The sequence below is a fragment of the Halomicrobium sp. IBSBa genome (assembly GCF_017612575.1).
In the GTDB taxonomy this organism is placed as follows: Archaea; Halobacteriota; Halobacteria; order Halobacteriales; family Haloarculaceae; genus Halomicrobium.
In genome coordinates this window covers 33914-58963 of the sequence record NZ_JADPQC010000008.1, presented here as the reverse complement: position 1 = coordinate 58963, position 25050 = coordinate 33914, and the positions used below count along the sequence as shown (strand labels likewise).

22 protein-coding genes and 1 tRNA gene are annotated in these 25050 nt (G+C 66.9%); 10 read left to right on the top strand and 13 right to left on the bottom strand.

Annotated elements, in window-relative coordinates:
• Positions 1-45: 45 nt before the first annotated feature.
• Positions 46-822, top strand: a complete 777-nt coding sequence (locus IL252_RS15665) for a PHP domain-containing protein (protein WP_208628775.1) — start codon at positions 46-48, stop codon at positions 820-822.
• Positions 823-825: 3 nt separating this feature from the next.
• On the opposite strand, the gene IL252_RS15660 is transcribed toward IL252_RS15665, so the two are convergent.
• Together IL252_RS15660 and IL252_RS15655 are read right to left on the bottom strand one after the other, a co-directional pair.
• Entirely contained in the window at positions 826-1533 is a 708-nt protein-coding gene (locus tag IL252_RS15660) for a helix-turn-helix domain-containing protein (protein ID WP_208628774.1), read from the bottom strand.
• A gap of 47 nt (positions 1534-1580) precedes the next feature.
• Positions 1581-2150 (bottom strand): hypothetical protein, encoded by a 570-nt coding sequence (locus IL252_RS15655; protein WP_208628773.1) that lies wholly within the window; start codon positions 2148-2150, stop codon positions 1581-1583.
• Positions 2151-2234: 84 nt separating this feature from the next.
• Here IL252_RS15655 and IL252_RS15650 point away from each other — a divergent pair, with 84 nt between their 5' ends.
• The gene (locus IL252_RS15650; RefSeq protein WP_208628772.1) at positions 2235-3467 is read left to right on the top strand and encodes a hypothetical protein; all 1233 of its coding nucleotides are present in this window, start codon (positions 2235-2237) and stop codon (positions 3465-3467) included.
• On the opposite strand, the gene IL252_RS15645 is transcribed toward IL252_RS15650, so the two are convergent.
• Entirely contained in the window at positions 3455-5119 is a 1665-nt protein-coding gene (locus tag IL252_RS15645) for a CRTAC1 family protein (protein ID WP_208628771.1), read from the bottom strand. The two genes, IL252_RS15650 and IL252_RS15645, sit on opposite strands and share 13 nt — an antisense overlap.
• Positions 5116-6420, bottom strand: a complete 1305-nt coding sequence (locus IL252_RS15640; RefSeq protein ID WP_244257255.1) for a hypothetical protein — start codon at positions 6418-6420, stop codon at positions 5116-5118. Before IL252_RS15640 ends, IL252_RS15645 begins: the two co-directional genes overlap by 4 nt.
• 277 nt (positions 6421-6697) lie before the next feature.
• Here IL252_RS15640 and IL252_RS15635 point away from each other — a divergent pair, with 277 nt between their 5' ends.
• Complete coding sequence (locus tag IL252_RS15635; RefSeq protein WP_208628770.1) at positions 6698-8026, top strand: substrate-binding protein; 1329 nt, start codon at positions 6698-6700, stop codon at positions 8024-8026.
• Between the two features lie 90 nt (positions 8027-8116).
• On the opposite strand, the gene IL252_RS15630 is transcribed toward IL252_RS15635, so the two are convergent.
• Entirely contained in the window at positions 8117-8734 is a 618-nt protein-coding gene (locus IL252_RS15630) for a response regulator (RefSeq protein WP_208628769.1), read from the bottom strand.
• Between the two features lie 198 nt (positions 8735-8932).
• Between IL252_RS15630 and IL252_RS15625 the strand changes: the two genes are divergently transcribed.
• From IL252_RS15625 to IL252_RS15615, 3 genes are all read left to right on the top strand, one after another.
• The gene (locus IL252_RS15625) at positions 8933-9358 is read left to right on the top strand and encodes a hypothetical protein (RefSeq protein ID WP_208628768.1); all 426 of its coding nucleotides are present in this window, start codon (positions 8933-8935) and stop codon (positions 9356-9358) included.
• Positions 9359-9581: 223 nt separating this feature from the next.
• Entirely contained in the window at positions 9582-9776 is a 195-nt protein-coding gene (locus tag IL252_RS15620; RefSeq protein ID WP_244257253.1) for a hypothetical protein, read from the top strand.
• A gap of 84 nt (positions 9777-9860) precedes the next feature.
• Complete coding sequence (locus IL252_RS15615; protein ID WP_208628766.1) at positions 9861-10484, top strand: ribonuclease H; 624 nt, start codon at positions 9861-9863, stop codon at positions 10482-10484.
• A gap of 6 nt (positions 10485-10490) precedes the next feature.
• Here the strand turns inward: IL252_RS15615 and IL252_RS15610 are convergent, their stop codons facing one another.
• On the bottom strand, positions 10491-12743 hold the full coding sequence (locus IL252_RS15610) for an NADP-dependent malic enzyme (protein ID WP_170093793.1): 2253 nt from the start codon (positions 12741-12743) through the stop codon (positions 10491-10493).
• Positions 12744-12843: 100 nt separating this feature from the next.
• Between IL252_RS15610 and IL252_RS15605 the strand changes: the two genes are divergently transcribed.
• Positions 12844-13650 (top strand): COX15/CtaA family protein, encoded by an 807-nt coding sequence (locus tag IL252_RS15605; protein ID WP_208628765.1) that lies wholly within the window; start codon positions 12844-12846, stop codon positions 13648-13650.
• Positions 13651-13814: 164 nt separating this feature from the next.
• Here the strand turns inward: IL252_RS15605 and IL252_RS15600 are convergent, their stop codons facing one another.
• The 3 genes from IL252_RS15600 to IL252_RS15590 all read right to left on the bottom strand — a co-directional run bounded on the left by IL252_RS15600 (position 13815) and on the right by IL252_RS15590 (position 17311).
• Positions 13815-15260: a replication factor C large subunit gene (locus IL252_RS15600; protein WP_208628764.1), complete on the bottom strand. Its 1446-nt coding sequence runs from the start codon at positions 15258-15260 to the stop codon at positions 13815-13817.
• 291 nt (positions 15261-15551) lie between these two features.
• Positions 15552-16880, bottom strand: coding sequence for an ABC transporter substrate-binding protein (locus tag IL252_RS15595; protein WP_208628763.1), 1329 nt, complete (start codon positions 16878-16880; stop codon positions 15552-15554).
• Positions 16881-17168: 288 nt separating this feature from the next.
• Positions 17169-17311 (bottom strand) — tRNA-Met (locus IL252_RS15590).
• Positions 17312-17422: 111 nt separating this feature from the next.
• On the opposite strand from IL252_RS15590, the gene IL252_RS15585 reads away from it, so the two are divergent.
• The gene (locus IL252_RS15585) at positions 17423-18421 is read left to right on the top strand and encodes a hypothetical protein (protein WP_208628762.1); all 999 of its coding nucleotides are present in this window, start codon (positions 17423-17425) and stop codon (positions 18419-18421) included.
• Here IL252_RS15585 and IL252_RS15580 read toward each other — a convergent pair.
• Positions 18418-18780 (bottom strand): DUF5830 family protein, encoded by a 363-nt coding sequence (locus IL252_RS15580; protein ID WP_208628761.1) that lies wholly within the window; start codon positions 18778-18780, stop codon positions 18418-18420. The genes IL252_RS15585 and IL252_RS15580 overlap by 4 nt on opposite strands.
• A 119-nt stretch (positions 18781-18899) precedes the next feature.
• Here IL252_RS15580 and IL252_RS15575 point away from each other — a divergent pair, with 119 nt between their 5' ends.
• Positions 18900-19562, top strand: coding sequence for a TVP38/TMEM64 family protein (locus IL252_RS15575; RefSeq protein WP_170093799.1), 663 nt, complete (start codon positions 18900-18902; stop codon positions 19560-19562).
• Here the strand turns inward: IL252_RS15575 and IL252_RS15570 are convergent.
• Positions 19559-22051, bottom strand: coding sequence for a PAS domain S-box protein (locus IL252_RS15570; RefSeq protein ID WP_208628760.1), 2493 nt, complete (start codon positions 22049-22051; stop codon positions 19559-19561). The genes IL252_RS15575 and IL252_RS15570 overlap by 4 nt on opposite strands.
• A gap of 239 nt (positions 22052-22290) precedes the next feature.
• Positions 22291-22410, bottom strand: a complete 120-nt coding sequence (locus IL252_RS17795; RefSeq protein ID WP_015762719.1) for an HVO_2523 family zinc finger protein — start codon at positions 22408-22410, stop codon at positions 22291-22293.
• Positions 22411-22601: 191 nt separating this feature from the next.
• Here IL252_RS17795 and IL252_RS15565 point away from each other — a divergent pair, with 191 nt between their 5' ends.
• Complete coding sequence (locus IL252_RS15565; RefSeq protein ID WP_208628759.1) at positions 22602-24119, top strand: molybdopterin-dependent oxidoreductase; 1518 nt, start codon at positions 22602-22604, stop codon at positions 24117-24119.
• Positions 24120-24153: 34 nt separating this feature from the next.
• Here IL252_RS15565 and IL252_RS15560 read toward each other — a convergent pair whose 3' ends face one another.
• Entirely contained in the window at positions 24154-24897 is a 744-nt protein-coding gene (locus tag IL252_RS15560; protein ID WP_170093802.1) for a PspA/IM30 family protein, read from the bottom strand.
• Between the last annotated feature and the right edge of the window lie 153 nt (positions 24898-25050).

Here is a 25050-nt window from a genome sequence, read left to right as displayed (position 1 = left end):
GCTCGCGGCACAACCGACTTTGCCGGCGGTGCCCAGTGGGCCACCGTGTACGACTACCACGCTCACACCAACTACTCGGACGGTCGGTACATGTTCCACATGGCCCGGGCCGCGGCGGCGGCAGGGATCGACGGGATCGGCTTCACCGATCACTGTACCGTCACCGAGCGCGCGTTCCGCCGCGAGGAGCGAGCCCGCTACGGGTTCAACCTCGACGAGACCTACGAGCGCCGACGAACGGGGATCGAGTCGCTGCGCGCGGAGGCCGACGTGGCGATCTACGACGGCGTCGAGATGGACTATCACCCGAGCGACGAGGACGCGATCGCCGACTTCCTGGCCGAGGCCGACTTCGACTACGCGATCGGGAGCGTCCACGAACTCGACGGCGCGAACGTACAGGTCCCCTCGAACTACGCCGGCCGCTCCGAAGCAACACTCGACGCCCTCGTCGACGAGTACTTCGACCGTCTCGTCGAGCTGATCGAGTCCGAGCTGTTCGACGTGGCCGCCCACCCGGATCTGATCGAGCGGACGCCGCCGCTGGCCGGCCGCGCGACCGAGGAGCAGTATCGCCGCGTGGCGGCGGCCTTCGCCGACTCGCGGACGATCCCCGAGATCAACGCCGGGCGCGCGCTGACCGATCTCGACCTCGTCCACCCGACGGCACCGTTCCGGTCGGTGCTGGCCGAGTACGACGTGTCCGTCACCGTCGGCTCCGATTCGCACACCCCCGATGAGATCGAGGCGCGAGCGCCCTTCCTGCGGTCGTTCTTCGAGGAGGCAGAACTCGATCCCGTCGCGCCGCCCGCGCTCCAGTAGCGCCTACCGGAGTTCCCGCAGCCCCGCCAGCATCTCGTCCATCTCGGCGTCGGCGACGGCGAGCGAGAAGCCGTCGATGCGGGCGAGATCGACCGCGTGGTCCCAGAGGGCGTCGGATTCGAGTCCGTGCAGGACGACCGCGTTGGGCGTCGGCGTCACGACCCGCAGCGCGACCAGCGGCGACTCGCCGCGAGTCACGTCGGTAAACACCAGCGCCCGGTTGGTCGACTGCCCGTAGAGCTGGTAGAACTCGTCCGACGAGAGCCGCGTGATCGCGGCGATGGAGTTGATGACGGTGTGGCCGGCGACGGTGTCGGCGTCCCCGCCGACCAGCTCGGTGGCCCCGATAGCGTCGTAGAACTGTGCCAGCGGGACGTTGGCGGCGTACTCGCCCAGATCGTGGACCACGTCGGAGTCGAAGCCGGCCGAGAGGACGCGAGCGTGCTGGCGGATGTGTTCGCCGCCGCGTCGCTCGTCGATGTCAAGCAGCGCCGAGACGACCCGCCTGACCACGCCGATGCCGGGGTTGTCGCGCCGCCCGCTCTCGTAGTCGGAGACGACAGAGGGCGACACGTCGAGCGCGTCGGCCAGCCCCGTCTGGCTCACTTCGAAGTCCGTGCGCCACTTGCGGACGGTCTCGCCGGGCGCGTCGCTGAGCGCGATCTCGCCCGCCATCTTCTCTGCCAGTTCCGCCCGCGGTCCCCGAACCATACCTCACCGTCTACACGGAGACGATCAAAAGCATACCGGAGCCGCCGTCACCGGCCGCTGCTCGCGAGGGTGGCCCCGATCCCCGCACCGATCGGGCCGAACACGAGCGGGTAGACCAGCCCGGCCAGCCCGATCGCCGGCACCAGCGTCGGCCCGCCCGACGAGGAGTCGACGGTGACGGTAAAGAGGACGGCTCCGACGATCGCCAGCGGGAGGTAGCCGGCCGTGACCGCGCCGCCGGTCCGCACCGCGTCGCCCACGTCGCTCGCGTCGGCCATCCGGGCACCGAAGAGGCCGGCCGCGATCAACAGCGCCGGTGGGAGCACGTACAGGACGGGCGACAGCGCGTCCCCCTGCGCGATGTAGTTGAGGACCTCAGTGCCGCCGAGAAACGGGATGTCGATGTCGATCGTCGTCGTCACGCCGTGGGCGTTGTAGAACACCCAGCCGACGAGCTTCCAGGCGACGCCGCCGTCGCCGACCGCCTCGACGATCTGGTTCAGGCTCGACTCCTCGACGGCGGGGCCACTGAGGACGTACGTGAAGACGTAGCCCAGCACGTACGCCCCGATCCCGCTTCCGGCGGCCGGTCCCAGCTCGCGAACAGTTTCTTTCATGCCGTTCGCCCTGCGAGCAGCCACGGTATATGTCTTTGGGGCCGCGAGGCAAACACTGATGGCGACGACGGCGAAAGCGACCGTATGGCAACGAGCGCGTCGCTGACCGAGCCGTCGGTCCTCGCGCACACGAAACGCGAGCTGTTTCCCGGCGACGATCCGGACGGCTACGTCGTCGCGGACACGCAGTTCGCCCAGGAGCGGTGGGTCGACCGCCGCCCGATCGCCGAGGAGACGAAGGCTGCACTCGCGCCGTTCAATCACGTCCAGGTCGGCACCGGCTACCCGGATCTCGTCGGCGTCGGACCGCTGGACGACGACCTGCTCGCGGTCGACCGGCAGGGCGAGCGGCCGCCGCTGGTGGTCGTCGAGGCCAAGGGCTACTCCGGCGGGACGGTCGACGGAGAGCGTGCCGTCGTCCAGGCACACGACCGGCTCGACGAGGCCAACGTCGCCTTCGTCTCGGCTCCCCTGGCGTCGATCCGAGACGGCGAGCGCACGCTGGCGCGCGAACTGAACGTCGGCGTCCTCGGCGTCACGGAGGGCGGGCGTGTCGAGGTGCTCGAACGGCCCAGAGTCGTCGGGAACCGGACCGACGGCGAGGCCGGCGCGATCCGGTTTCAGGCCGGTGCCCAGGGCGTCGCCGAGAAGAGCTTCGGGCTGAACCACCCCAAGAACTACCTGGCCTACCCGCTGGCGGTCGCACACGACGGCGAGACGGACCGGCTCGTCGCAGACCACGTCGTCGGCGCGGTCGATGCGGCCCGCCAGGGCGCGGCCTTCCTCGGGCTGATCGACGCGGAGCCCCGGCCGACGCTGACGCCGCTGGGTCGGGAGGTCGTCCGGTTCGGACTCGACGCGTTCGGGACGCTCGCGGCGGCGCTGGCCGACTTCGAGTCGTACCGCCGATCGCGAAAGCGGTTCGTCGACGTCGCCCCGCGCTGGGGACAGGTCGCTCGCCGCGTCGTCTACGCCTACCCGGCGACGACGCTGCTGGTCGAGGAACTCCAGCAGATGCACGACGACGGCATCGAGGCCCCCTCGCTGGTCGAACTGGTCGAGTGGCTCCACGCCCACCACCCGACGTTCACCGTGGAGCTGTTCTTCCGTGGCGACGAGACGGTCCGGGAGCGCGTCCTGACCGAGGGCGGCGATCTCAGGGCAGACGCTCTCGCGGCGGGGACGATCTATCACTCGCCGACGGTCTTTCAGCTCAAGGCGATGCTGTACCACGCCGGTCTGCTCACGGATCGCGGGGCCGAGCCGTCGAAGCTCGATCCAGAGCGCGACACGTGGGCGCTGTGTCACCCGGTCTGATCGCCGGTCGGGAACGTCGTCACCGTCTCGATACCGTCGGGCGAGAGGCGGACCCGCTGGTTCGGTGCCACGTCGTCGAAGGTCCGTTCGGTCCCGTCAGGCCACGTGACCGTGATCGTCACGTTGCCCTCGCTCGCGAGGCCGACGTGGCCGACCTGGCTCTCCTGTGAGAGATAGTCCGTCTCCGAGTACTGGACGACCTGCTGGGTACTCTCCTCGCCGGTCACGGTGACGGTCGCGCCCAGCGCCGTCCCGCCGGTCTCGTCGACGGCCCGGAACTGCAGGCGATCCGTGTCGCTGGTGACCGTGTTCTCGTAGACGGCGAACCGGTCGCCGTAGGCGGCCGAGATCACGTCCTGATCACCGTCGTTGTCGAAGTCGAGCGCGACCAGGCCACGCCCGTCGGTCTCGGGGAGTCCCCGCTCGTCGGCCGCGAGGTTCTCGAACCCCTCGTCGGTCCGCTCCCAGAGCATCGGGAAAGTGTAGTGTGGATCGTCGGGGTCCAGCCGGAACACGTTCTGGGTCGCGTGCATGAGGTCGCGGTCCCCGTCGTTGTCGAAGTCCGTCGCCGTCGCGGCCCACCCCCAGCCGCCCGTCTGGACGCCCAGGGATTCGGCTCGATCCTCGAAGGTGCCGTTGCCCCGGTTGATCATCACGGTGTTGCCCTTCGTCCGGCCCGAGTGGAAGGCGAACGTCGACATCCGTTCGAGCAGCTCGTAGCGCTCCTTGGACATGTTGTCCCGGGAGATGGGCAATTCGATGTTCGTGACGAACACGTCCCGACGGCGGTCGCCGTCGAAGTCAGCGACCTCGGCTGACATTCCGTTGCGTGCGGTCGGCCCCTCCAGTTGTCGCTGGCTGAAGGTGCCGTCGCCCTCGTTGACGTAGAGCACGTCGGTGTTGAAGTCGTTGGCGACGTAGATGTCCGGTCGACCGTCGCCGGTGAGATCCGTGGCGGTCGCGGCCAGACTCCAGCGGTCGCCCTCGATGCCGGCGTCCTCGACGCGCTCGAACTCGCCGCCGACGTTGCGATAGAGGTAGTTGGGGTAGCCGTTGTCCGACGTGAGGGTCTCGTTCAGTGCGCTCTTGCCGGCCGGGGTCTTTTCGAGCCAGTCGCCAGACTGGTAGAGGAACAGGTCGACGCGGCCGTCACCGTCGAAGTCGGCCGGGGCGGCCCCGAGCGGGTGCGTGACGTTCCCCAGGCCCACGTCGTCGGGCTCGAACGATCCCTCGTCGTTGTGGAGCGCGACGACGCCACCGCCGCGGGGCAACAACAGGAGGTCTTTCCAGCCGTCGTCGTCGTAGTCGACGAACGTGGCGCTCTTGAACTGCCGGTCGTACTCCGGCAACGCTCCCGAGCGACTGAATTCGCCGCCGGTGTTCTCGAACAGGACCGGCCGCTCGCCGCCGACCGCCAGCACGTCGTCCCAGCCGTCGTTGTCCACGTCGGCGACGTAGACGCCCGCGTTGCCGTTGCCGGCACCGCCCGCCACGTCGTCGCTGTAGTTCAGCCCCACCTCTCCGGTCACGTCTTCGAAGCCGATCTCGCCGCCGGTGTCGCCACCCCCGCCCACCTCCGCGATCGAGGTACAGCCGGCGGTCACGGTCAGGAGTGCGACGACGGTGACCGCCAGCGTCCGTCGGTCGATCATGGTGTCGGGAGCGCGCGGTCCTCGCGCGCGGGGACGAGAATCGCCGTCCGTCCCTTCGTTTCGAGGTAGTCGACGATCCCGTGTTCGTCGTCGTCGACGTCGAAGTCGTACTCCTCGGGCTCCATCGCCCGTCGGGTGGTGACGAAGTCCTCGATGTCTCGCTGGATCGAGGTGAAGTTGAAGTCGACCGGCTCGGGGGCGTCCGTCGCGACCCCCTCCGAGCGACGCAGGATGAGCGGATCGAACGAGTCGTCACGGATACTCGCCAGCTTCTGTGAGTGGCCGACGCGGTCGTGTCGCTCGGCGTCCTCGGCCATCCGATCGACGTCCGTCTCGGTGATCGAGCTCTCGCTGCCGAGTTTGTCGGCGGTCTCGCCGATCTCTTCGGGGTCGTGAGCAGGACAGAACATCTTCTCGGTGCGGTCTTCGAGGTCGCCGCTGTCGTACCACCGATCGAGGTCGATGTGCAACCGACCGACTGCCGCGGTCGTCCCACCGGTGAACGGTCCCGAGTCGATCGTCACCGCCGCTTCGCTGGGCTGGGAGTCTTTGAAGCCAGAGCGAAATCCCATCGAGAGGGGCGCGTCGTCTGGCACGTCGTCCTGTTCGACCTCGTCGGCGACCAGCCCCTGTCCCACGACGCCGGTGCGGCGCGTCGTCCGTTCGAAGATCCCGGACAGGGTCGCGTCGAACGTGACGCCGTTGAGCTCGTCGATCTCGCCCCACAGCGCTTCCTCGGCACCGATCGTCAGCGAGCCCAGATCGCTCGTCAGGAACAGAACTGCGTCGAACTCGTCCGCGTGTTCGGGGTCCTCTCCGATCGATTCGAGGAGTGATTCGGGCGACGTGATCTGCTCGACCGAGCTCCCGAGCCGATCGAAGTACCGGCTCGTGTAGCCCAGCATCGTCAACAGGCCGTCGTTGATCGCCGCCGACGGATCACCACCGGTTCCCCACCTGACGGCCGTTTCGAGCGTCGAGAGCGCCGCCTCGACTTGCTCGCGCTCTGCCGTCGTCGGCGGCACCGAGCCGACGTAGGAGAGTCCCAGGATGACCTGGTGCTGGGGCAGCGACGTGTTTCCGTGTGCCCCGTGGACGAGATACTCGTTCCACTCGTGTTGTCCGTCGGGCAGCGACGCCGTGTCGGTGCCCGACGGGAAGCGACCGCCGCCCGTATCGGTCGCTCCCCCCTCGTCCAGTTCCCGTTCCATGCACGCGGCGAGTGCGGCCGTCCCACCGATCGCAACCGCCGACCGAACGAAATCGCGGCGAGAGATCCCTCGCAAACGCTCGGATGACATTGACTGGCATTACCTTCACACCCTGATAATTCTTTCGCGAAGACGCTGTCATTTCGGTGTCGCCGAGTGAAACGAACTGGTTTTCGACCGCAGATCTCCTCGTTGCCCACCAACAGTGAACGATGCCGCCCGACGGTACGGACGGACAGCCACATCTGGGACAGCGTATCGAGCGAGGCCCCGCGTGTCATCCGTCGGCTCAGTTTCGGAGCGGTGACAGATTCCAGCGACGAACTGATCCAAAATCATATATGTAATGGTTTGCCAACCATAGGCCATGACAACGGACGACCGTGGTGGCTGCGGTTCGCGGGCGACGCGGCGGCGTGTACTCGAATCTCTGGGTGGGACCGGAGCGGTGGCGCTGGCCGGCTGTCTCGGATCTGACGGGGCGACGACAGAAACCAGCACCGACGACTCGGTGACGATCGGACTCTCCTCGCCCGAATCTGGTCGCTACTCTCCGATCGGCGACCACGAGCGGCGAGGGTTCGAGCTCGCCGTCACCCATCTCAACGAGGGCGGGGGCCTGGTCGGCGGTGAAGGGTTCGCCAACCTCTCCGGAGACGGCGTACTCGACCGGACCGTCGAGACCGCCATCGCGGACACGGAAGGCGACGCCTCGACGGCCGAGACGAACCTCCAGCAGCGACTTGGGGACGACGAGCTGGCCATGTTCACCGGCGGCGTCGCGGGCAGCGTCGTCACGACACACCGGGATCTGGCGGACGAACACGAGACGCCGTACTTCGTCGGCACGTCGACGCTGAACCAGCTCACCGGCGAGAACTGTTCGCCACACGTCTACCGCGAACTGTTCAACTCTCGCACGCTGGCCCGTGCGCTCGTTCCGGAAGTCGTCGCCGATATCGACGGTGCCCAGTTCTTCTTCCAGGTCAGCACCGACACGATCGAAGGACGCGACCTCAAGCAGAGCATCAACGGCTACGCGACCGCGAGCGACCTCGACTTGCGGCCCATCGGTACCACGACGGTCCGGTCGGGCTCGACCGACTTCGAGCGCCCGCTCTCGGAAGCGGCGAGCAACAGCGTCGACATCGTCTTCCTCGATCTGTTCGGCCTCGACGCCGTCAACGCGATCCAGCAGGCCAAAGAGATCCTCCCCGAGGACGTGGTCATCGTCGTCCCGCTGCTCACCCAGTCCGTCGCGGATTCGCTTGGCGAGCGGGTCGAAGGTGTCTACGGCACCGTCGGCTGGCACGAGAACCTCGACACGCCGCTGTCGAGCAAGTTCGGCGACGCCTACCAGAGCGAGTACTCGGGAACGGTGAGCACGACGGCGCTCGTTCCACCGGGTCCGGCCCAGAACGCGTACGGACAGGTCCTGTTGTGGGCCAGCGCAGCCGAGGCCGCCGGCACGTTCGATGCGGACGCGGTCCGGTCCGAACTCGAAGGGTTCGAGTACGCACTCGGTGCGGGTGCAGAGACGATGCGAGCCTGCGACCACCAGGCGATGCGAGCCGTCCCGGTCGTCCGTGGCAGTACCGAGACGGACTCGGTCGGGAACTACTTCGAGCTGCTGAACGGGCGGCGAAATATGGAACCCGGCTGTGACGAACCGCCCGCGTCGGCGTGTGAGCTGTAGGCACGCACAGTCGCTCCCCGCCCACACGTCGCCGTCGGGACGTGACTCGACCGACGGATCACCGAGCGTGTCGCTCCGACAACGTTGCGCTCACCCACTCTCGGTCAGGTCAGAGAACAGCGATTCGAAGTCGTCGACGTTCTCCGAGAGGTGGTCGACCTCGTCGGCCAGTCGCTCCACGCGAGCAGCAATCTCCGCGTACGCCCCGCTCTCCTCTCGGGTCCTCGGATTCATCTCGGATTCCAGTGTCGCCTGCTTCGAAAGCGCCGCGAAGTACGCTTGCAGGTGGTCGTCGTACGCGTCCCGGCGCATCATCGCTTCGACCGTCTCTCGGAGATCCTCTCCCGTGACTGGCTTCGTGAGGTAGTCGTCGAAGGGCATGTCGACGATATCGACGTCGGGATCGACGGCCGTGACCATCACGACGCGACAGTCGAGTCCACGCTCTCGGACCCGTCCCAGTACCTCGTCCCCCGAGAGCCCCGGCATCTGTCTGTCCAGGAGGACGATGTCGACCGACTCGTCGGCGTCCTCCAGTGCCTGGGCACCGTCGTACGCGACGCTGGTTTCGTACTCCTCGTCGAGCCACATCGCGTACAGATCTGCAACGTCGCGTTCGTCGTCGACGACCAGGATCTCGGGTGTCTCGGCTTCCGTCTCCAGTTGTACGCCAGATGCCTTCGTTCGTTCGTCGTCCCCCCGCCACATACTGTCGTCAATTTCGCCATATCACAGATAAACCTACCTGCCGGATTATCGCCCGTGATTCTGGATAGCCGGCCGGCTCACGCCCGGTCTCTCCGATCGCCCCGATCTACCATGGAGATCGATCGCACGGAGGCGGTCTCGTTCGGCGCTGGCGACGACACGACATTGATACGGCGTCGCCACGCAGTAAGCACACCGATGACCGATCCCGAAGCAATCGAGACGGTCGTCGTCAAGACCGACGAGATCGTCACCGCGCTGGAGGCCAGCCAACGGGGGACCGAGACCGTCCTTCGTGTCACCGCTCCGTTCAGTGCTCGCATGCGGGCGCGCCTCCACGTCGAACAGCCCGGTGACGGCGACGACGACGCACAGCTGTTGCTCTCGCCGCACGTGCTCCTCGACGACGATTGTCCGTCACTGCCCACCTCGGACGAGACCGCCGAGCGGCTCAGGTCCCGGTCCGACGAACAGTACTCCGTCGAACACCACCGCGAAACACACGAAGCCGCCCTCGAAGAGTGGCGGTCGACGGTCCCAGACCACGTCGTCGACGCCGTCGAGCTCCCCGCTGCCGGCGGCGCGGTCTCGGTGGCGCTTCTCTCGGCTGTGGACCGAGAGTGATCGAACCGCCGTCGCTCGATAAGCCGACGTTATAAAACGTCTCCGGGAGTTTCGAGCGGTCGTAAAACGTTCGCACGCACTTCGTACCAGCGTGAAATGAACTGAAACAGTCCGAAGCCTCGACCGGTTATATGATGCTCTCGGTCGTGGTGATCGATAGGTGTCCCCGATGTCAAGCTCGACCAACAACGACCTTCGATCGTCGCTCCAGTCGGTAAGCTCGGTGAGCGAGGTTGGTAAGCACGTCTTGCCCCCGATCCGGGCGCTCGCGTTCTGGATCGCCATCGCGCTGCCCTTCCTCTATCTCCCGCTCCTCGCGGTCGGTCTCTCCAGCCAGACCCTGACTGGCGCGTTCCTGACCCTCTTGCTGTGTAACGCCGTCGCCCTGCTCGTCGGCCACAAACATCTGCGAGAGTGAAACACCGTCGCCGTCCCGCCATTCATGACAGATAGTCTGTAATTCGGGCAGTATATTTAACACGTACGGACACGTAATACTTGTATGGCCGCATACGGCCGGCCGTCACTTCGAGACTTGTTCGACGAATCGCCGACGCCCCACATCGCGCACCCGCCGCGCACACACCACCGAGACTTCTACGTCGCTACCGACGGCTCGTATCGAGAGTCGTCTGGCGGACTCGGCGTCGTCATCGAGACGCGAGACGGGGAGCGCGTCGCCCGGCTGTCGGTCCACGACGGCGCGCCCGACAACAACGTCGCCGAGTATCGGGCGCTCCATCTCGGGCTCGACATCCTCGCTGCTCGGGCACCCAGCGACGCCACCGTCGGGCTCCTCATCGACCACGACGACCTCGCGGCCAACGTCAACGCCGCGATGCTCGCCGTCAAGAACGCGCAGTTCGACGCGAGCCACCCGGTCTCGATCCCCCGATCGACCGGGCTCCACTGGCGTGGCATTCGCGCCCGCATCAACGGCTTCGACGAGGTCAGAGCCGCACGGATCGCCAGCGGATCGAACCCGGCACACCCGCTGGCGAACACCCCCGACCAGTACGCACACGTCAACGACGAGCCGGCCCGCTGTGTGCTTCCCGAGACGCCGACCGTCGACGAGCAGGTCCCACCGCCCTCGCGCTCGAACCGCGGCGGCGCGAGCGACTGACAACGATCAGTCGTCCTGTGCGTCGACGACTGCCACGCCCGCCATGTTGACGATGTCTTTGACTTCGTCGCCACGCTGGAGGACGTGGACCGGCTTGTCCATGCCGACCAGCATCGGGCCGATCGCCTCTGCACCGCCGAGGCGCTGGAGGAGCTTGTAGCCGATGTTACCCGCTTCGAGGCTCGGGAACACGAGGACGTTCGCCGGATCGTCCAGCTCGGAGAACTCGTAGGTCCCCTGGAGGATGTCCTCGACGACGGCCGTGTCGGCCTGCATCTCGCCGTCGACGGGGAAGTCGGTCGCCGGGTCCTCCCGGAGGCGCTCGGCGGCGCGACGCGGTGCCCGCGTGCTCGGGGAGTCGACGCTGCCGAAGTTCGAGTACGACAGCATGGCCGCGCGGGGCTCGACGTTGAACCGCCGTGCCAGCTCGGCCGTGTGACGGGTCACTTCCGTGAGCACGTCCGCGTCGGGGTCCGTGTTGACGGTCGTGTCTGCACAGAAGACGACCCTGTTGCGGAAGGTGAGCATGTAGACCCCCGCTGCGTACTCGGCTTCCGGTGCGGTCCCGACGATCTGGAGCGGCGGCCGCAGCGCGGAGGGGTAGTGGTGGGTCAGCCCGGTCAACATCGCGTCGGCGTCGCCCATCTCCACCATCACGCTGCCCAGGTAGTTGCCGTCGGTGACGAGCTCGTCGGCCTCGCGTCGCGTGACGCCTTTGCGCTGTCGCAGTTCGTACAACCGATCTGCGTACTCGTCGAGGCCGCCCTCGTCGGGATCGACGATCTCCGGCTCGAAGGCCAGCCCGAGCGTGTCGGTGATCGCCGAGATCCGGTCCCGGTCGCCCAGCAAGACCGGCTCTGCGATCCCTTGCTCGACCAGCTGGTAGGCCGCGCGGATCATCTTCTCGTCGTCGCCCTCGGCCAGCACTACCCGTTTGGGGTCGCTCTTTGCCTTGTTGAGCACGACGCGCATCATCTCGCGGGACTTGCCCAGCCGCGCCTCCAGCCGTTCGACGTAGTCGTCGAGGTCGATGCTCTTGCGTGCCGCGCCGGAGTCCATCGCCGCCTCCGCGACGGCGGGCGTCACCTCGAAGAGGACTCTGGGGTCGAGGGGCTTGGGGATGATGTACTCGGGCCCGAACTGTAGCGGCTGGTCGCCGTAGGCCTTGACCACGGCGTCTGGCACGTCCTGGCGTGCGAGGCGAGCCAGCGCGCGGGCCGCCGCGACCTTCATCTCCTCGTTGATCTCGGTCGCGCGCACGTCGAGCGCACCGCGGAAGATAAACGGGAATCCGAGGACGTTGTTGACCTGGTTGGGGTAGTCCGACCGGCCCGTCGCCATGATGACGGTGTCGTCGCGAGCGGTCTTCGCCGTCTCGTAGTCGATCTCCGGGTCGGGATTGGCCATCGCGAAGATGATGGGGTCGCTCGCCATCGACTGGACCATCGCCTCGTCGACGATACCACCGACCGAGAGGCCGACGAAAGCGTCGGCACCGGCCAGTGCGTCAGCGAGGTCGCCGCCGGCACTCTCGCTGGCGAACTCCGCCTTGTAGCGGTTGAGTCCGTCGTTCTCGACGCGGTCGGCGGTGATGATCCCCGTGGAGTCACACATCGTGATGTTCTCTTTGCGGACGCCCAGCGAGACGTAAAAGCGGGCCGAGGCGATGGCGCTCGCCCCGGCACCGGAGAAGACGATCTCCATCTCTTCGAGCTCTTTGTCCACGATGTCGGCCGCGTTCAGCAGCGCCGCCCCGGAGATGATCGCGGTCCCGTGCTGGTCGTCGTGGAACACGGGCACGTCCATCCGTTCGCGGAGTTCGCGCTCGATCTCGAAGCAGGCCGGCGCGGCGATGTCTTCGAGGTTGATCCCGCCGAACGTCGGCCCCATCGCGTCGACGGCCTCGATCATCGCGTCGGGATCTGCGGTGTCGAGTTCGAGGTCGAACACGTCGATGTCGGCGAACCGCTTGAACAGCACGCCCTTCCCCTCCATCACCGGCTTTGACGCCTCGGGGCCGATGTCGCCGAGGCCGAGCACCGCGGAGCCATCCGAGACGACCGCCACGAGGTTCCCGCGCGCGGTGTACTTGAAGGCGTCCTCCGGGGTCTCGTGAATCGCCTCGCACGGCGCGGCCACGCCCGGTGAGTACGCCAGCGAGAGGTCTCGCTGGGTGTTGGTCGGCTTCGTCGTCGCGATCTCGATCTTTCCGGGCGGTGCCCGGCCGTGGTAGTCGAGGGCGTCCTCGTCGAGTCCCATACACATACGGCGACAGGAACGTTCTTAAAGTTCGTGGGGGAGCCGCGTGACAGCACGACGAAAAGCGGGACATAAGTAGTTCAGATCCCAAGCTACCGCCATGAGTCGCCGGTTCCGCAACCTCCTGGTCGGGTCGACGGCCGGAACGCTACTCCTGATGCTCGTCGGGCTCTACACGGCCTACAAGGGCGCAGGGCTGACCTGCGAACAGCGATGGCCGCTCTGTGACGGCTGGCTGGGCCTGTTCCCCGCGAACCTCGTGAGTTTCATCGAGTGGTCCCACCGGCTGCTGGCGATGCTCGTCGGCTTCGCGCTGCTTGGCGTCCTGTATCTCGCGTGGCGACGCCAGGACGACCGTCGGGTGAAGTGGGCCGTCACCGCCGCCGTCGCATTGCTCCCTTCCCAGATCATCCTCGGGGCGCTGACGGTGACGGAGTTTACCGCCCTGATCACCGCCGCGCACTTCTTTACCGCCTCGCTCATCCTGCTCTGTCTCACGGCGGCCTGTGCCTGGACCGTCGAGCGCCCGTCCGTCGGCGGACTCCGCACGCTGGCGATCCTCGCTGCTGTGGTGGTTCCCTTCCACCTCGCGCTCGACGGCTCCCTGTTCGCGGTGCCGGTCAGCGTGCTCACCGGCTACTACGCCCTCTCTTTCCTCCTCTGGGGCGCGCTCGCCGCGGGGGCGCTGTGGGCACACGGCCACGGGCTCGCTCGTGCGCGTCTGCTCTTCGCGCTGGGCAGTGCCGTCACCTGGTTCGACATGCTCGTCGCTCGCCGGAAGTTCGGGCTCGACCAGACGCTGACGGACGTGGGCGCGGTGGTCGTCCTCGTCCTGATCGCGGGCGCGATCTGGACGCTCTCGAAGCGGTCGAAGACCGGCGGTCTGGCCGCGACGCGGGCGGACTGATACTGCCGGCTGTCACTTCGTGACGAGCTTCGCCACCTCGGGGTGGCGAAATCGGTCACAGATGTACAGCCGGTCGTATGAGTATAGCGGGTTCCTCGATCGGGTGCGCTGACGTTCTGGACGGAGACCACGAGGGTGAGACGGTCGTCCGGCCACCCGGCGCGTTACATGAAATCCGAGAGCCCGGACTGCTGGTCGCCGTCGTCGCTCTTTTGGCTGTCGTCGCCGTCGTCCGTCTCGCCGTCGTCGCCCGCGGTGTCGTCTGTGTCGTCCGCGTCTGGTGTCGTCTCGCCGGCACTGGCTCCCTCGAAGGCTCCTTGCGATCCCTCGACGGCGGCCGCCTCTCGCAGTTCCTCGGCGTCCTCGACGATCGACTGGACCTTGTTGGTGTCTTTCCCCGACCCGGTGACGAAGGCGACGTGGCTGGCGTCCATCTCGTACTGGGCGGCCATCGCGACGGTGAGTTCGCGGTTCTTGCAGTGGTGAGTCATCGTCGCGAGGAAGGGCATGATCTCCCGGCGCGCGGTGCGCATGCTGACGCCGTTGACGGCGGCGATCTGCTGGGCGATGTGGTCTCGCGTGTTGCGCGTGCCCTTCGAGCGGCCCAGCTTCGACCAGTAGCTCGGGGGACCGTAGCGAGTCCAGCCGCCCTTCGTTCCCTCGCGGGCGGCGGCGACCCCAGCGGTCATGTTGTCGCCCGCGTAGCGCCAGAACGAGTAGTTCTGCTTCGCGCGTACGCGCCCGAGCCAGCGGTCGGCGTTGGCGAGGAACTCGTAGGCGGTCGTCAGCTCGCTGCCCGCGTACTCTTTGGGCATGTTGTCCTCGATCCAGTTGATGAGGTCGTCGGGCGTCTCGTCGACGTCGTAGCTCGCTTCGAGTGCTTCCTGGGGGCCGGCTTCTTTCAACAGGAGATCGAGGTAGTCGAAGATCCCCTCCGTCGTGTCGCGCTCGCCGGTGACCACGTCGTCGGCGGCGAGGTGGTCTCGGCCCTCCGCGAGCGCCTGGAGGTCCTTGATCGCCCCCCGGAGGTCGCCGTCGTTCATCTCGGCGATCTCGGTCAGGGCCTCGTCGTCGAACGCGATCTCCTCCTGGCGGAGCACGTCACGCAACACCGGTACGATCGAGCGCTTGCCCACGTCGCGAAACTCGATGTCCTCACAGGCGTTGCGCAGCCCGTTGCTCATCTCGTAGAACTCGTTTGCGATGAGGATCATCGGCTGGTTGGCCTCTTTGACCAGCGACGTGATCGCCCGCGCTCCCCCGCGGTCGGCGTTGCCGTGGATGTTGTCGGCCTCGTCCATGACGACGAGCCGCCGCCCCGCTCCGCCCGCCGTGAGCGTCCCCGACTTCGCCGCCTCCCCGGCGACTTTCTCGATGACATCTTTCGTCCGGGAGTCCGAGGCGTTGAGCTCGATTGTCGGCCACTCCATGTCGTTGGCCAGCGCGTGGGCCGCTGAGGTCTTCCCGATCCCCGGCGCACCGTGGAGGATGACGGCCTCGTGGTGGTCCTCCCAGCTGTCGGCCCACTCTTGCAGGGCGTCGCGGGCCTTGTCGTTGCCCCGCACCTCCGCCAGCGTCGTCGGGCGGTATCTCTCCGTCCAGTCGGCCATTGGCGTGTGCTTGGCGCGAGGCTCGTTTAGGGATTGCGGAGCGATCTTCGTCTCGAAAGAGAAACTGCCGGAACGGCAGGATGTCCACGGAGGATGGGGATGGAAGCGTGTGAGGTGGGCATCTGCCGTGCCGCATTGCGTTCACCGCTCGCCCCTGGGGAAGTGAGCGAGCGGCGGTGGCAACTGATGGCTTCGTACCGGCACTGTGGAGGGCACCGGTGCCTGGTGGTATCAGAGTGTCCTACATAAAACTGTTGGAATTGTTAGATAGCGTGTCGCCGTCGACACCGACTACAGATCGCACGACGCTGCTGGGGGTGCTTCACAGCCGGGCTCCATGCCGCGCTTCGCGCCACGCAGTTCGAAGCGGTCGTCGACCGAGTCGCTCCGTGCTCGGCCACGAACGACCGGCACCGAACGGACCGACTGGTGGTCACAGGCTCGCATCTTCTGCGTGCCTGCACCGGCAGCGTACTCCAGTCCTTCGAGTTCGTTCCGGATCGCTGCGGCGTCGAAGCTCCCGGCCCGTTCGGCGGCGTGGGCATAGAGGATGACCTGTGCGTAGGCAGTCTGTGCCGGCCCCGACGCGGCGAGTGTCTCCGCGTCGCCGGTACCGTACTCGCGCTGGTAGGCCTCGTGGAAGGTGCCCGACAGCGGCGTTCCGAGGTCCTCGTGCCAGCCGACGGTGCCGTAGATGCCGGCCACGCGATCGCCGAGCGACTCCGCGATCGACCGGGTGAGGTACGGCACGACAACCGTGGTGTCGTCCGACAGCGCCGCTCGCGCCCACTGGATCGCGTTGACGGCGTCGAGGCCGAACAGATCCAGGAAGACCAGCGACACGTCAGACAGGATGTCGTCGTTGATCGCCGACTCGAAGTTCGTCGTTCCCGGACGGACGGAGATCCCGCCCGTCGGCCGCCAGTCGAGGTCGCTGTCGGTGACGACGTCGTTGATCGACTGGAACAGGTCGTTGCCTTCGGGTGCGTCGGCGTAGACGTGAAAGATCGACTGCTCGTCTGGCACGTCGCTGGCGATCTCCGGAACGAGCGACCGGGCCAGCGTCGTGGTGTTGAACAGGTGTCGGTACACGTGGGGCGAGCAGTCACTTCCAGTGAGCGAATTCACCGTCGACGAACCGACGAAGTACGGCGTTTCGTACTCGTCGGCGAGGTCGCGGTTGGTCTCCGCGACCGAGCCGGCGACGCCGCCAAAAAACGCGGCGAACTCGTCGCCGTCGAGACGCGGACGCACCTTCGATTCGGTCGTCGCCGGGCTACTCTCCGTGTCCAGCACGGCGGTCTCGACGGTCGAGCCCAGCACGCCGTCGCCCGAGAGGGAACTGTACTCGCTGTCGCCGACGAGTCCGCCGCCCTCGTTGAGGTGCTTGACGGCCAGTTCGAAGCCGTCGCGTTCGTGTTCACCGAGAGGGGCGTAGTGGCCCGTCTCGGGTGCCGTGAGCGCGATCGTCACCGACTCGTCGTCGCTGCTCGTCGCCGTCGACGATCCGCCGGATCCCAGACAGCCGGCCAGCGCCAGCGTACCAGCGCCGCCGATCGATTCGAGTACGCGACGCCGTGTCACCCGTGGGCCGCGATCGCCACAGTCGTCAGCGGTCATGTACCACAGTTGGCAAACCGTCGCATATATCGATTTGGATATAGGTTCGATTCGTGAGCAATGGGGTGAATAGAGGGCGTCGAGCCGGCGGCTACCCGGCGCGGTCGCGCTCGGCGACACGTGCGGAATCGCCACTGGCTCCGTGATCGTGTCGAACTGCACGGGGCGGGCTCCGAACTTCCGAGCGACTCGCTTCGCTCACGTGCGTTCGCGAGGACTGACCCGTCTTCCGTGGACCCGACATTCGACAGCGTCACCACTCACACGAGGTTCGTGGTTGGAGTAGAATGCCCGGGGAGGGCTCCGAACCCTCGATCTCCGCATGACTCAGGTCGCAGGCGCGACGAACGCCTGCTGTCATGCCGGGTTGGTACCGCGTGAGTCTGACGACCCTATGAGTGCGGCGCTATGTCCAGCTAAGCCACCCGGGCGCGGTGCATTCGTTCGTTGTCCGGAGGTGCTCTTTAACGTTCTCATCTAGTGGCGGTCCGTGACGGTCTGGCACCCGCGGATTTAAGCCACCGGACTGGTACATGACCACCATGGAGATACCAGACCTCGTCCGGCAAGCGCTCGGGGACGAGGAGGTCACGGCCGGCGTCAACCTCGGGGACGAAGACGCCGTCTGTTTCACCCCGACGCGGACGCTCGTCTACAGGGGCGAAGGGTTGCTGAGTGACGAAGGGGTCGGCGAGTACGCCCACGACTTCGAACGCCTCTCGATTTCCGAGGGTCGCCGGAAGACGAAGTTCACGATGACCTACGTCGACGACAAGGACTCGTTTGCCGTCCCCGGCAAGCGTACCAGTGCAGTCCTCGAACGCCTGCTGGAGGGGAACCTCCGCGTCAAGGGCGTCATCGCGGACGACGAGGGCGTCAGCGGTGTCTTCCGCTTCAGCGAACTGACGCTAGTCGTCACCGACTCGCGCCTGCTCAAACACATCGGCGAGTACACCTGGGCCGGCGACTTCGAGGCGTATCACTACGACGACGTGACGGGGCTGCACTTCGAGGAGGGAAGCGTCGCCACGGCGGTCGTCCTCGAAGCCGACGGCCGTCCGGAACGCATCAAAGCGCCCAACGATCAGGCCGGGTTGTTCCGCAAGACGCTGGAGGGGTCGCTCTTCGCGTACCACGACGTGGACTCGCTGGGCGAACTCAACCACGCCCTCGAAGTCGACGAGACGGACGGCGAGACCGACGACGAGGAGGCGAGCCCCAACGGGTCGGACGGTCTCGGACTCGACTCGAGCATCGATCCGCTGGTCGGCGACGACGAGGACGCAGACCCGTCGGACGAGCGGCCGGCCGCGGCGGCCGGACAGCGTCAGTCGGCCGCCTCGATCAGCTCACAGAGTGACGCGACTGGCACCAGACAGGCGTCTCCGACGGCCGACGGCACCACGAACGATCCCGACATCGCTGCCGTCGAGGAGCAACTCGCGGCGCTGACAGAGATGATCGAACAGCAAAACGAGCTCCTCGCGAAACAACAGCAGACGATCAAGCAACTGATCAAAGAGCTCCGGCAGGGCCGCTAGTCGCGCCCGAGCACTTTCCTGATACACGTCGAGCCGAAGGGGCCGAGTTCGTCGCTGTCGAACTGGACGAAGTGGCCCTCGGAGATGCCCGCGCCACAGCGCTGGCAGTCGAACTCGCCCTCTTTGACGACGACGTCGCTCTCGAAGCTGACGAACGTCCCCGTCGCGGTCGGCCGGACCGTCCCGCCCTCGCGTTCGACGATCCCCTCACGCTGTGCGGCCGTCAGGATCTCGCGCTGGACTGCCGGATCGGTGGTGACGATCTCGATGCGGTCCATCGCGTCCTTGACCGATAGCTCGGCGTGTTCGAGGTGGGCGAGCAGTTCCAGACCGAGCGCGACGCGATCGTCGGACGGCACGGTCGGAGCATCGACGGCGACGCTGGTAAACGTTCGGCTACTCCGTCGGGAGCACCCCGCTGGTCCGCGGGCTCGACGGACCACAAGAGGTTTTACACTGCGAACGCGGTTTTCGACCGATGAAACAGTCGACGCGACGGCAACTCGGCGGCGTCGTAGTCTTCGCCGCACTCGTGGTCGTCGCGTCGCTGGTGCTCTCGCCCCGGCAACTGCTCGACGAGGTCGCACATCTCTCGGCTCACCCCCTCCAGTTCGGCGCGGCGCTGCTCGTGCTGTATCTCGTTCGCCCGCTGTTTGCCTGGCCGATCAGTCCGATCTCCGCGCTGGTGGGCTACGTACTGGGCCTCCGATACGGGATCCCGGTCGCGCTGGTCGGGGCGACGCTGACGACGATCCCGCCCTTCCTGTTCGCCCGCCACGCCGGGCGTAGCGGCGGCGGGCTGTTCGCCCGGCTCAACGACGCGGGCCGACGATTCATCTCCGTCACGGGCGCGACTCGCGGCGTTCTCGCGGCGCGCCTCTCGCCGCTCCCGGCAGATCCGGTCTCGTACGGTGCCGGCTTCTCCGGCGTCTCGACGCGGGCCTACGTCGTCGGGACGTTCCTCGGAGAGATCCCGTGGGTGTTCGTGGAAGTGCTCGCCGGTGCGTCGATGCGGACCCTCTCGACCGAGGGGCTGAGCGCGGGCCTGCACGTGCTGCTTGGCTCGTTCGCGGTCGCGGTCGTGTTGCTGGCGGGGCCTGCGTACCGTCACGTCCGGTCGGGTCGTCCCTCGCGCAACTAGGTCGTGACCTCGAAGCGCGCACCGCCCGCGTCGCTTTGCCCGACCGTGATCGACCAGTCGTGAGCCCTGACGATGGTGTCGACGATTGCCAGTCCGAATCCGGTCCCCTCTTCGCTGGTCGTGAACCCCCGTTCGAAGATCGTCTCACGCTGAGTCGGCGGAATCCCTGTCCCGTCGTCGACGACGGCGAACCCGTCGTCGGTGTCGACGACGCGGACTGTCTCGGCTCCGCCGTGGGAGATCGCGTTGCGAAACAGGTTGTCGAACAGTTCCTGGAGTCTGTCGAAGTCAGCTTCGACGCGACTGTCGGTCTCGGCGACGAGTTGCTTCTCGTCGGCGTCGAGTTGCGACCAGGCCGCCTCGGCGACCACGTCGAGAGCGACTAGTTCGAGATCGCCGACTCGCTGCCCCTGGCGGGCGAGCGTGAGGAGGTCGCCGATGAGCGCTTCCATCCGGTGGGCGGCGTCGGCCGCGTCTTCGAGGTGTTCGAGCTCGCCGGTCGCCATGGCGTGGTTGACGCGTCCCTGAACGACGTTGAGCGGGCTCCGGAGGTCGTGACTGACGACGCTGGCGAACTGTTCGAGCTGTCGTTCGCGCTGTTTGCGCTCGGTGATGTCCCGGATGACGCCCGCGGTCCCTCTGAACTGTCCGTCATCGGTCGGCAGCAGGGCGACGTGATTCTCGCAGGTGATCTCGGTTCCGTCGGCTGTCCGGAGCCCCATCTCGAAGGTCCCGTTCGTCCGGTCAGGATCGGCCAGCAGTTCGGCGATGAGGTCTTCGCCGGCCGCAACGTCCTCTGGAGTCATCAGCTTCGAGATGTGCTCGCCGACCAGTTGCTCGCGATCGTAGCCCGACAGCGCCGCCATCGCGTCGTTGACGACGGTGAACTGCCCCTCGGCGTCGAGCGTGTAGACGGGATCGCCAACCGCCTGCAGGATCGTCTCGTAGCGCTCTAGCTCTCGCTGACGTTCCATCCGCTCGGTGATGTCTCGGATGACGCCAGCGGTCCCCTCGAACTCGCCGTCTCCGTCGGTCATGACGGCGATCTTCGTCTCGTTGTAGGTCTCCTCGCCGTCGTCGTCGACCGTCCGCATCTCGAAGGTCGCCACGTCTCGACCGGTGGTCAACAGCTCGCGGATGCGTTCCTCGGCCCGCTCGACGCCGTCTCCGACGACGAACTCCTCGGGCGACGCCCCGACGATCTCGGACCGCTCGTAGCCGATGTGGTCGGCCAGCGCGTCGTTGATCATCTCGATGGTCCCGTCGGGAGCCATCACGTACATCGGGTCCGCGACGCTCTCGGCCAGCGTCTCGTACTGTCGTAGCGTCTGTTCGCGCTCCTTGCGCTCGGTCACGTCACGGCCCACACCGGCGATGCCGAGGAACTCGCCGGTCGTGTCCGACAGCGCCGTGCCGTAGAACTCGTACGGAATCGTCTCGCCGGATTTCGTCTGCACCGCAGCCTCGTATCGCGACGACCCGCTCTCGATCGCGCGCCCGATGGCAGCTTCGACCGTGGGAACGTCATCGGGAGCGATGAACTCCTGTGCAGTCATCTCCGCGATCTCCTCGTCGCTGTATCCCGTCACGTCGACCACCTGCTCGTTCCACTGGCGCAGCGACCAGTCGGGTGTGACGACGTAGAAGAGGTCTTCGAGCGAGTTCAACACGTCCTCGACGTACGCTCGCTGCTCTTCGAGCGCCCGGCGCTGCTCCTTGCGGGCCGTGATGTCCGTGATAAACCCCTCCAGAACCTCCGTCCCGTCGTCGCGCGTGAGCAGCTGGCCACGCTCCCACAGCCACCGTCGGTGCCCGTCGGCCGTCTCGATCCGGTAGGTCACTTCGAACGGCTCGCGGGTGTCGAGTGCCGACTGGACCGCCTCCCGGATGTCGTCGCGATCCTCGGAGTGGACTACGTCGGTCTCCCAGTCGACCCGTCCACTCTCCAGGGCGTCGGGCTCGTAGCCCGTCAGCTCCCGGACTCCCGCGCTGACGAACTGCATCGGCCAGCCCGGTTCGTTTCGACAGCGATACACCATCCCGGGGAGGTTCGACACCAGCGTCGAGAGGCGCTGTTCTTGCCGTTCGATCGGCGTCGTCGCTCTGTACTCCGCGATCGTTCGCTCGACCCGATCCACGAGCGTGCGGTACCCCTCGTCGCCGTCGCGAGGGAGGTACTCGGTGACGCCGGCAGCGACCGCCTCGCTAGCGAGCGCTTCGCTGCCCGCGTCGGTAAACAGCAGGAACGGGAGGTCCGGATACTCCGACCGGACGGTTTCGAGGAGCGCGACGCTGTCGAGGGCCTGCTCGTCGTGGCCGCTGACGACACAATCGAACCGGCCGTCAGCGAGTTCCCCGACTGCCGCTCCACTGGTCGAGACGCTCTCGACGGCGACGTCGTCGTCTGCCAGCCGCGCCGTGACGGCGTGTCGGACCTGCGGGTCGTGGTCCACGTGGAGCACCCGAACCCCGTCCCCAGGCTGGGTCATTACACGAGTCTCTGTCGCCCACCGTATAAAAATGTGTAGTTGTGTCGATATGACGAGCCACGGGTCGGCGTCGACCCCGGTCGTCGCGCTGTCACTGTTGCAAGCGAATCGCGACCCAAGGAACGTAAGATCCCCCCAGACTGGCGGCCGGCAGTATCATACGGACAGTTGTAGCTCTTTATCAGATCGACCGCACGACGGTGTGCGGTCGACTGGGTGAACGTCTACAACCGTCCGTATCAGTAGAACGTGTCGGCACAGTCGTACACGACCCCGTGTACGGGACAGACGTACTTGCAGTGGCGGTGGTACATGGGCGTTTCACACATCGGACAGGGCCGTCCACCGGTCTCGGTCATGGCTCTCTCTGGGGCGCGGTCGGGCAAGAGCGTGTCGACGTTCGGCGTCGTGGGTGATACTATCGGCTGTACATCTGTGACCGATTTCGCCACCCGGGGTGGCGAAGCTCGTCACGAAGTGACAGCCGGCAGTGTGAATTTGGTACGGAATCCGAAGAACCGTTAAGGAGGTGGTGTCCCCAGCAACGGGCATGACACGGTTCGCCCGCCTTCGTCCGTCGGCCGACGACGCGGTGGCGCTGTTTGCTGGCGTCGCGGCCGTCGTGGGCTCGTTCGCCGCCGTCGGCTTCACCCCGTCGTTCGTCGCGTCACCGATCGAGCGGTGGCTGGCCCGGCGGATGCCCGGCGCTGTGGTCTCGCTGGCGATCCAGTTTTTCGGTTCGCTCGGCCAGCAGCTGAACCTCGTCGCCGCCGCGCTCGTGGCCGTCTGCGTCGTCGCCGCGGTCGCACGCGTCGCCGGTACGCTCGGGGATCGACTCGCCAACCGCGCCGTCGGCCCCGTCGTCGCCGGTGCCGTCGTCTTCGGCGTCGCGACGCTACTGACGGGCTCTGTCTCTTCGAGCGGTGGTGCCGCAGTCGGGACGGCGCTCACACTCGGCCTCGCAGGGCTGTCGGGCTCGCTCCCGGCCCGCGGCGCGACGAATCCCGATCGTCGGCGCGTCCTCGCGTCGCTGGGGACGGCGGCTGGACTCGGCGTCGTCGCCAGCGTCCTGACCGACGACACCAGCCAGCCGACCGCGACGATCCCGGACGACGCCAGCCCAGCGGTGCGTGACGCCCTCGAAGCGGCCACAGAGCAGTCGCTGGCCGTCGACGGACTCGAACCGCTCGTGAGCGACGAGTTCTTCAGCGTCGACATCAACGCCGTCGATCCCGAGGTCGACGCGAGCCAGTGGACCCTCTCGGTGACCGGCTCGGTCGAGGAGGAGATCACGGTCGACTACGAACAGTTGCGGTCGATGGACGCTCGGACGGAGTTTCACACGCTTCGCTGTGTCGGCGAGTCGCTCAACGGGACGAAGATGGACAACGCTCTCTGGACCGGCGTCCCCGTCCGGACGCTGCTGGACCGAGCCGGCCCCGACAGCGACTGTGACTGCGTGCGGGTCCACGCCGCCGACGACTACTACCAGGTGTTCCCGATCGACGCGCTCAACGGCGCGATGCTGGCCTACCAGATGAACGGCCGCCCGCTGCCACAGAGCCACGGCTACCCGGCCCGGGCGCTGGTGCCCGGCCACTGGGGTGAGATCAACGTCAAGTGGATCACCGAGATCGAGGTGATCGACCGCGACGCGGAGGGCTACTGGGAGGAACGTGGCTGGCACGGCACCGGGCCGGTCGAGACCGTCGCGAAGATCCACGCCCAGAACACCCTGCCCGACGGCCGCGTGCAGGTCGGCGGCCACGCCTACGCCGGGACGCGGGGCGTCTCGGCCGTCGAAGTCTCGACCGACGGCGGCGACAGTTGGTCGGAGGCGCGACTCTCAGCGCCCCTCGTCGAGTCGGTCGACTGGGCCGGCGATCCCGGAGAGACGCCACACGCACCGGACGTGTGGCGACAGTGGGCCTTCGAGTACGAGCGCCCGGCCGGCGAACACGAGGTCGTCGCCCGCGCGATCGAGGCCGACGGGACGGTCCAGCCCGAGACCGAACGCGAGGCTTTCCCCCACGGCCCCAGCGGGTGGGTGTCGAGGACGGTAGAGTAACCCGCCAGCGAACGGCAGTGCGCGACACGGCAGGTTAGCTCGTCGCCCCGTCCACGTCGACACTCTGGGATCCCTCGGTCTCGCGCCCCAGCTGGGTCTTCAGCTGATCGAGTTCGCGATCGACCCGCTGTTCGGTCGAGCGCCGATCCAGTTCCCGGTCGATCTCGTCGCCCTCTGCGAGAACGTCGTCGAGCGCACCGCTCGCTTCAAGCTCTTCGAGTGCGGCCGCTCTGGCCTCCATCTGCTCGGTCCGTTCGGTCGCGCGCTCGATGGCACGGTTCACGTCGGCCATGTCGCCGCCGACCCCGGTGAACGCCTCGGCGACGCGAGCCGACGCCTCGGCCGCCCCGTGGCGTGCCTTCAGCGTCTCCTTGTGGGTTCGGAACCCCTCGATTCGTCCCCGGAGTTCGACTTGGCGCTGGACGAGCTGGTCCTGCGTCGCTTGCAGGCGATCGATCTGTTCGTCCAGGCCGGCGAGCTGATCGCTCGTCGCGTGTTTCTTCTCCAGGGCGCGCCTCGCCAGGTCCTCACGCTCCTGTCGGAGCGCTTCCTGACTCTGCTCGTCGTACTTCTCGACGGCCGCCCGCAGGCGTTCGCGGTGCATCTCCAGGCGCTTCTTCTGGGTGGTAAGGTCGGCGATGCCGCGGTTGATCTCCTGGAGTTCGTCCCGGAGTTGTTCGTAGGAGTAGTCCAGCTCTGCGACGGGGTCTTCGACACGGTTCAACAGGGCGTTGAGCCACGACCGGACGACGAAGCCAAACCGCCGGAGCAGACTCACGGGCGCACCCTCCGTTCGATACGGTCGTGTCGGTAGGAGGCACTGTCCATGGATACACCAGAACGACGACCGAGCGGCGGTTAATCGTGCTTTCGGGTGTGTGTTCAGGAACCGACCAGTTGCGTATCAGCGTCGTGTGAATAGTCAGCCAGT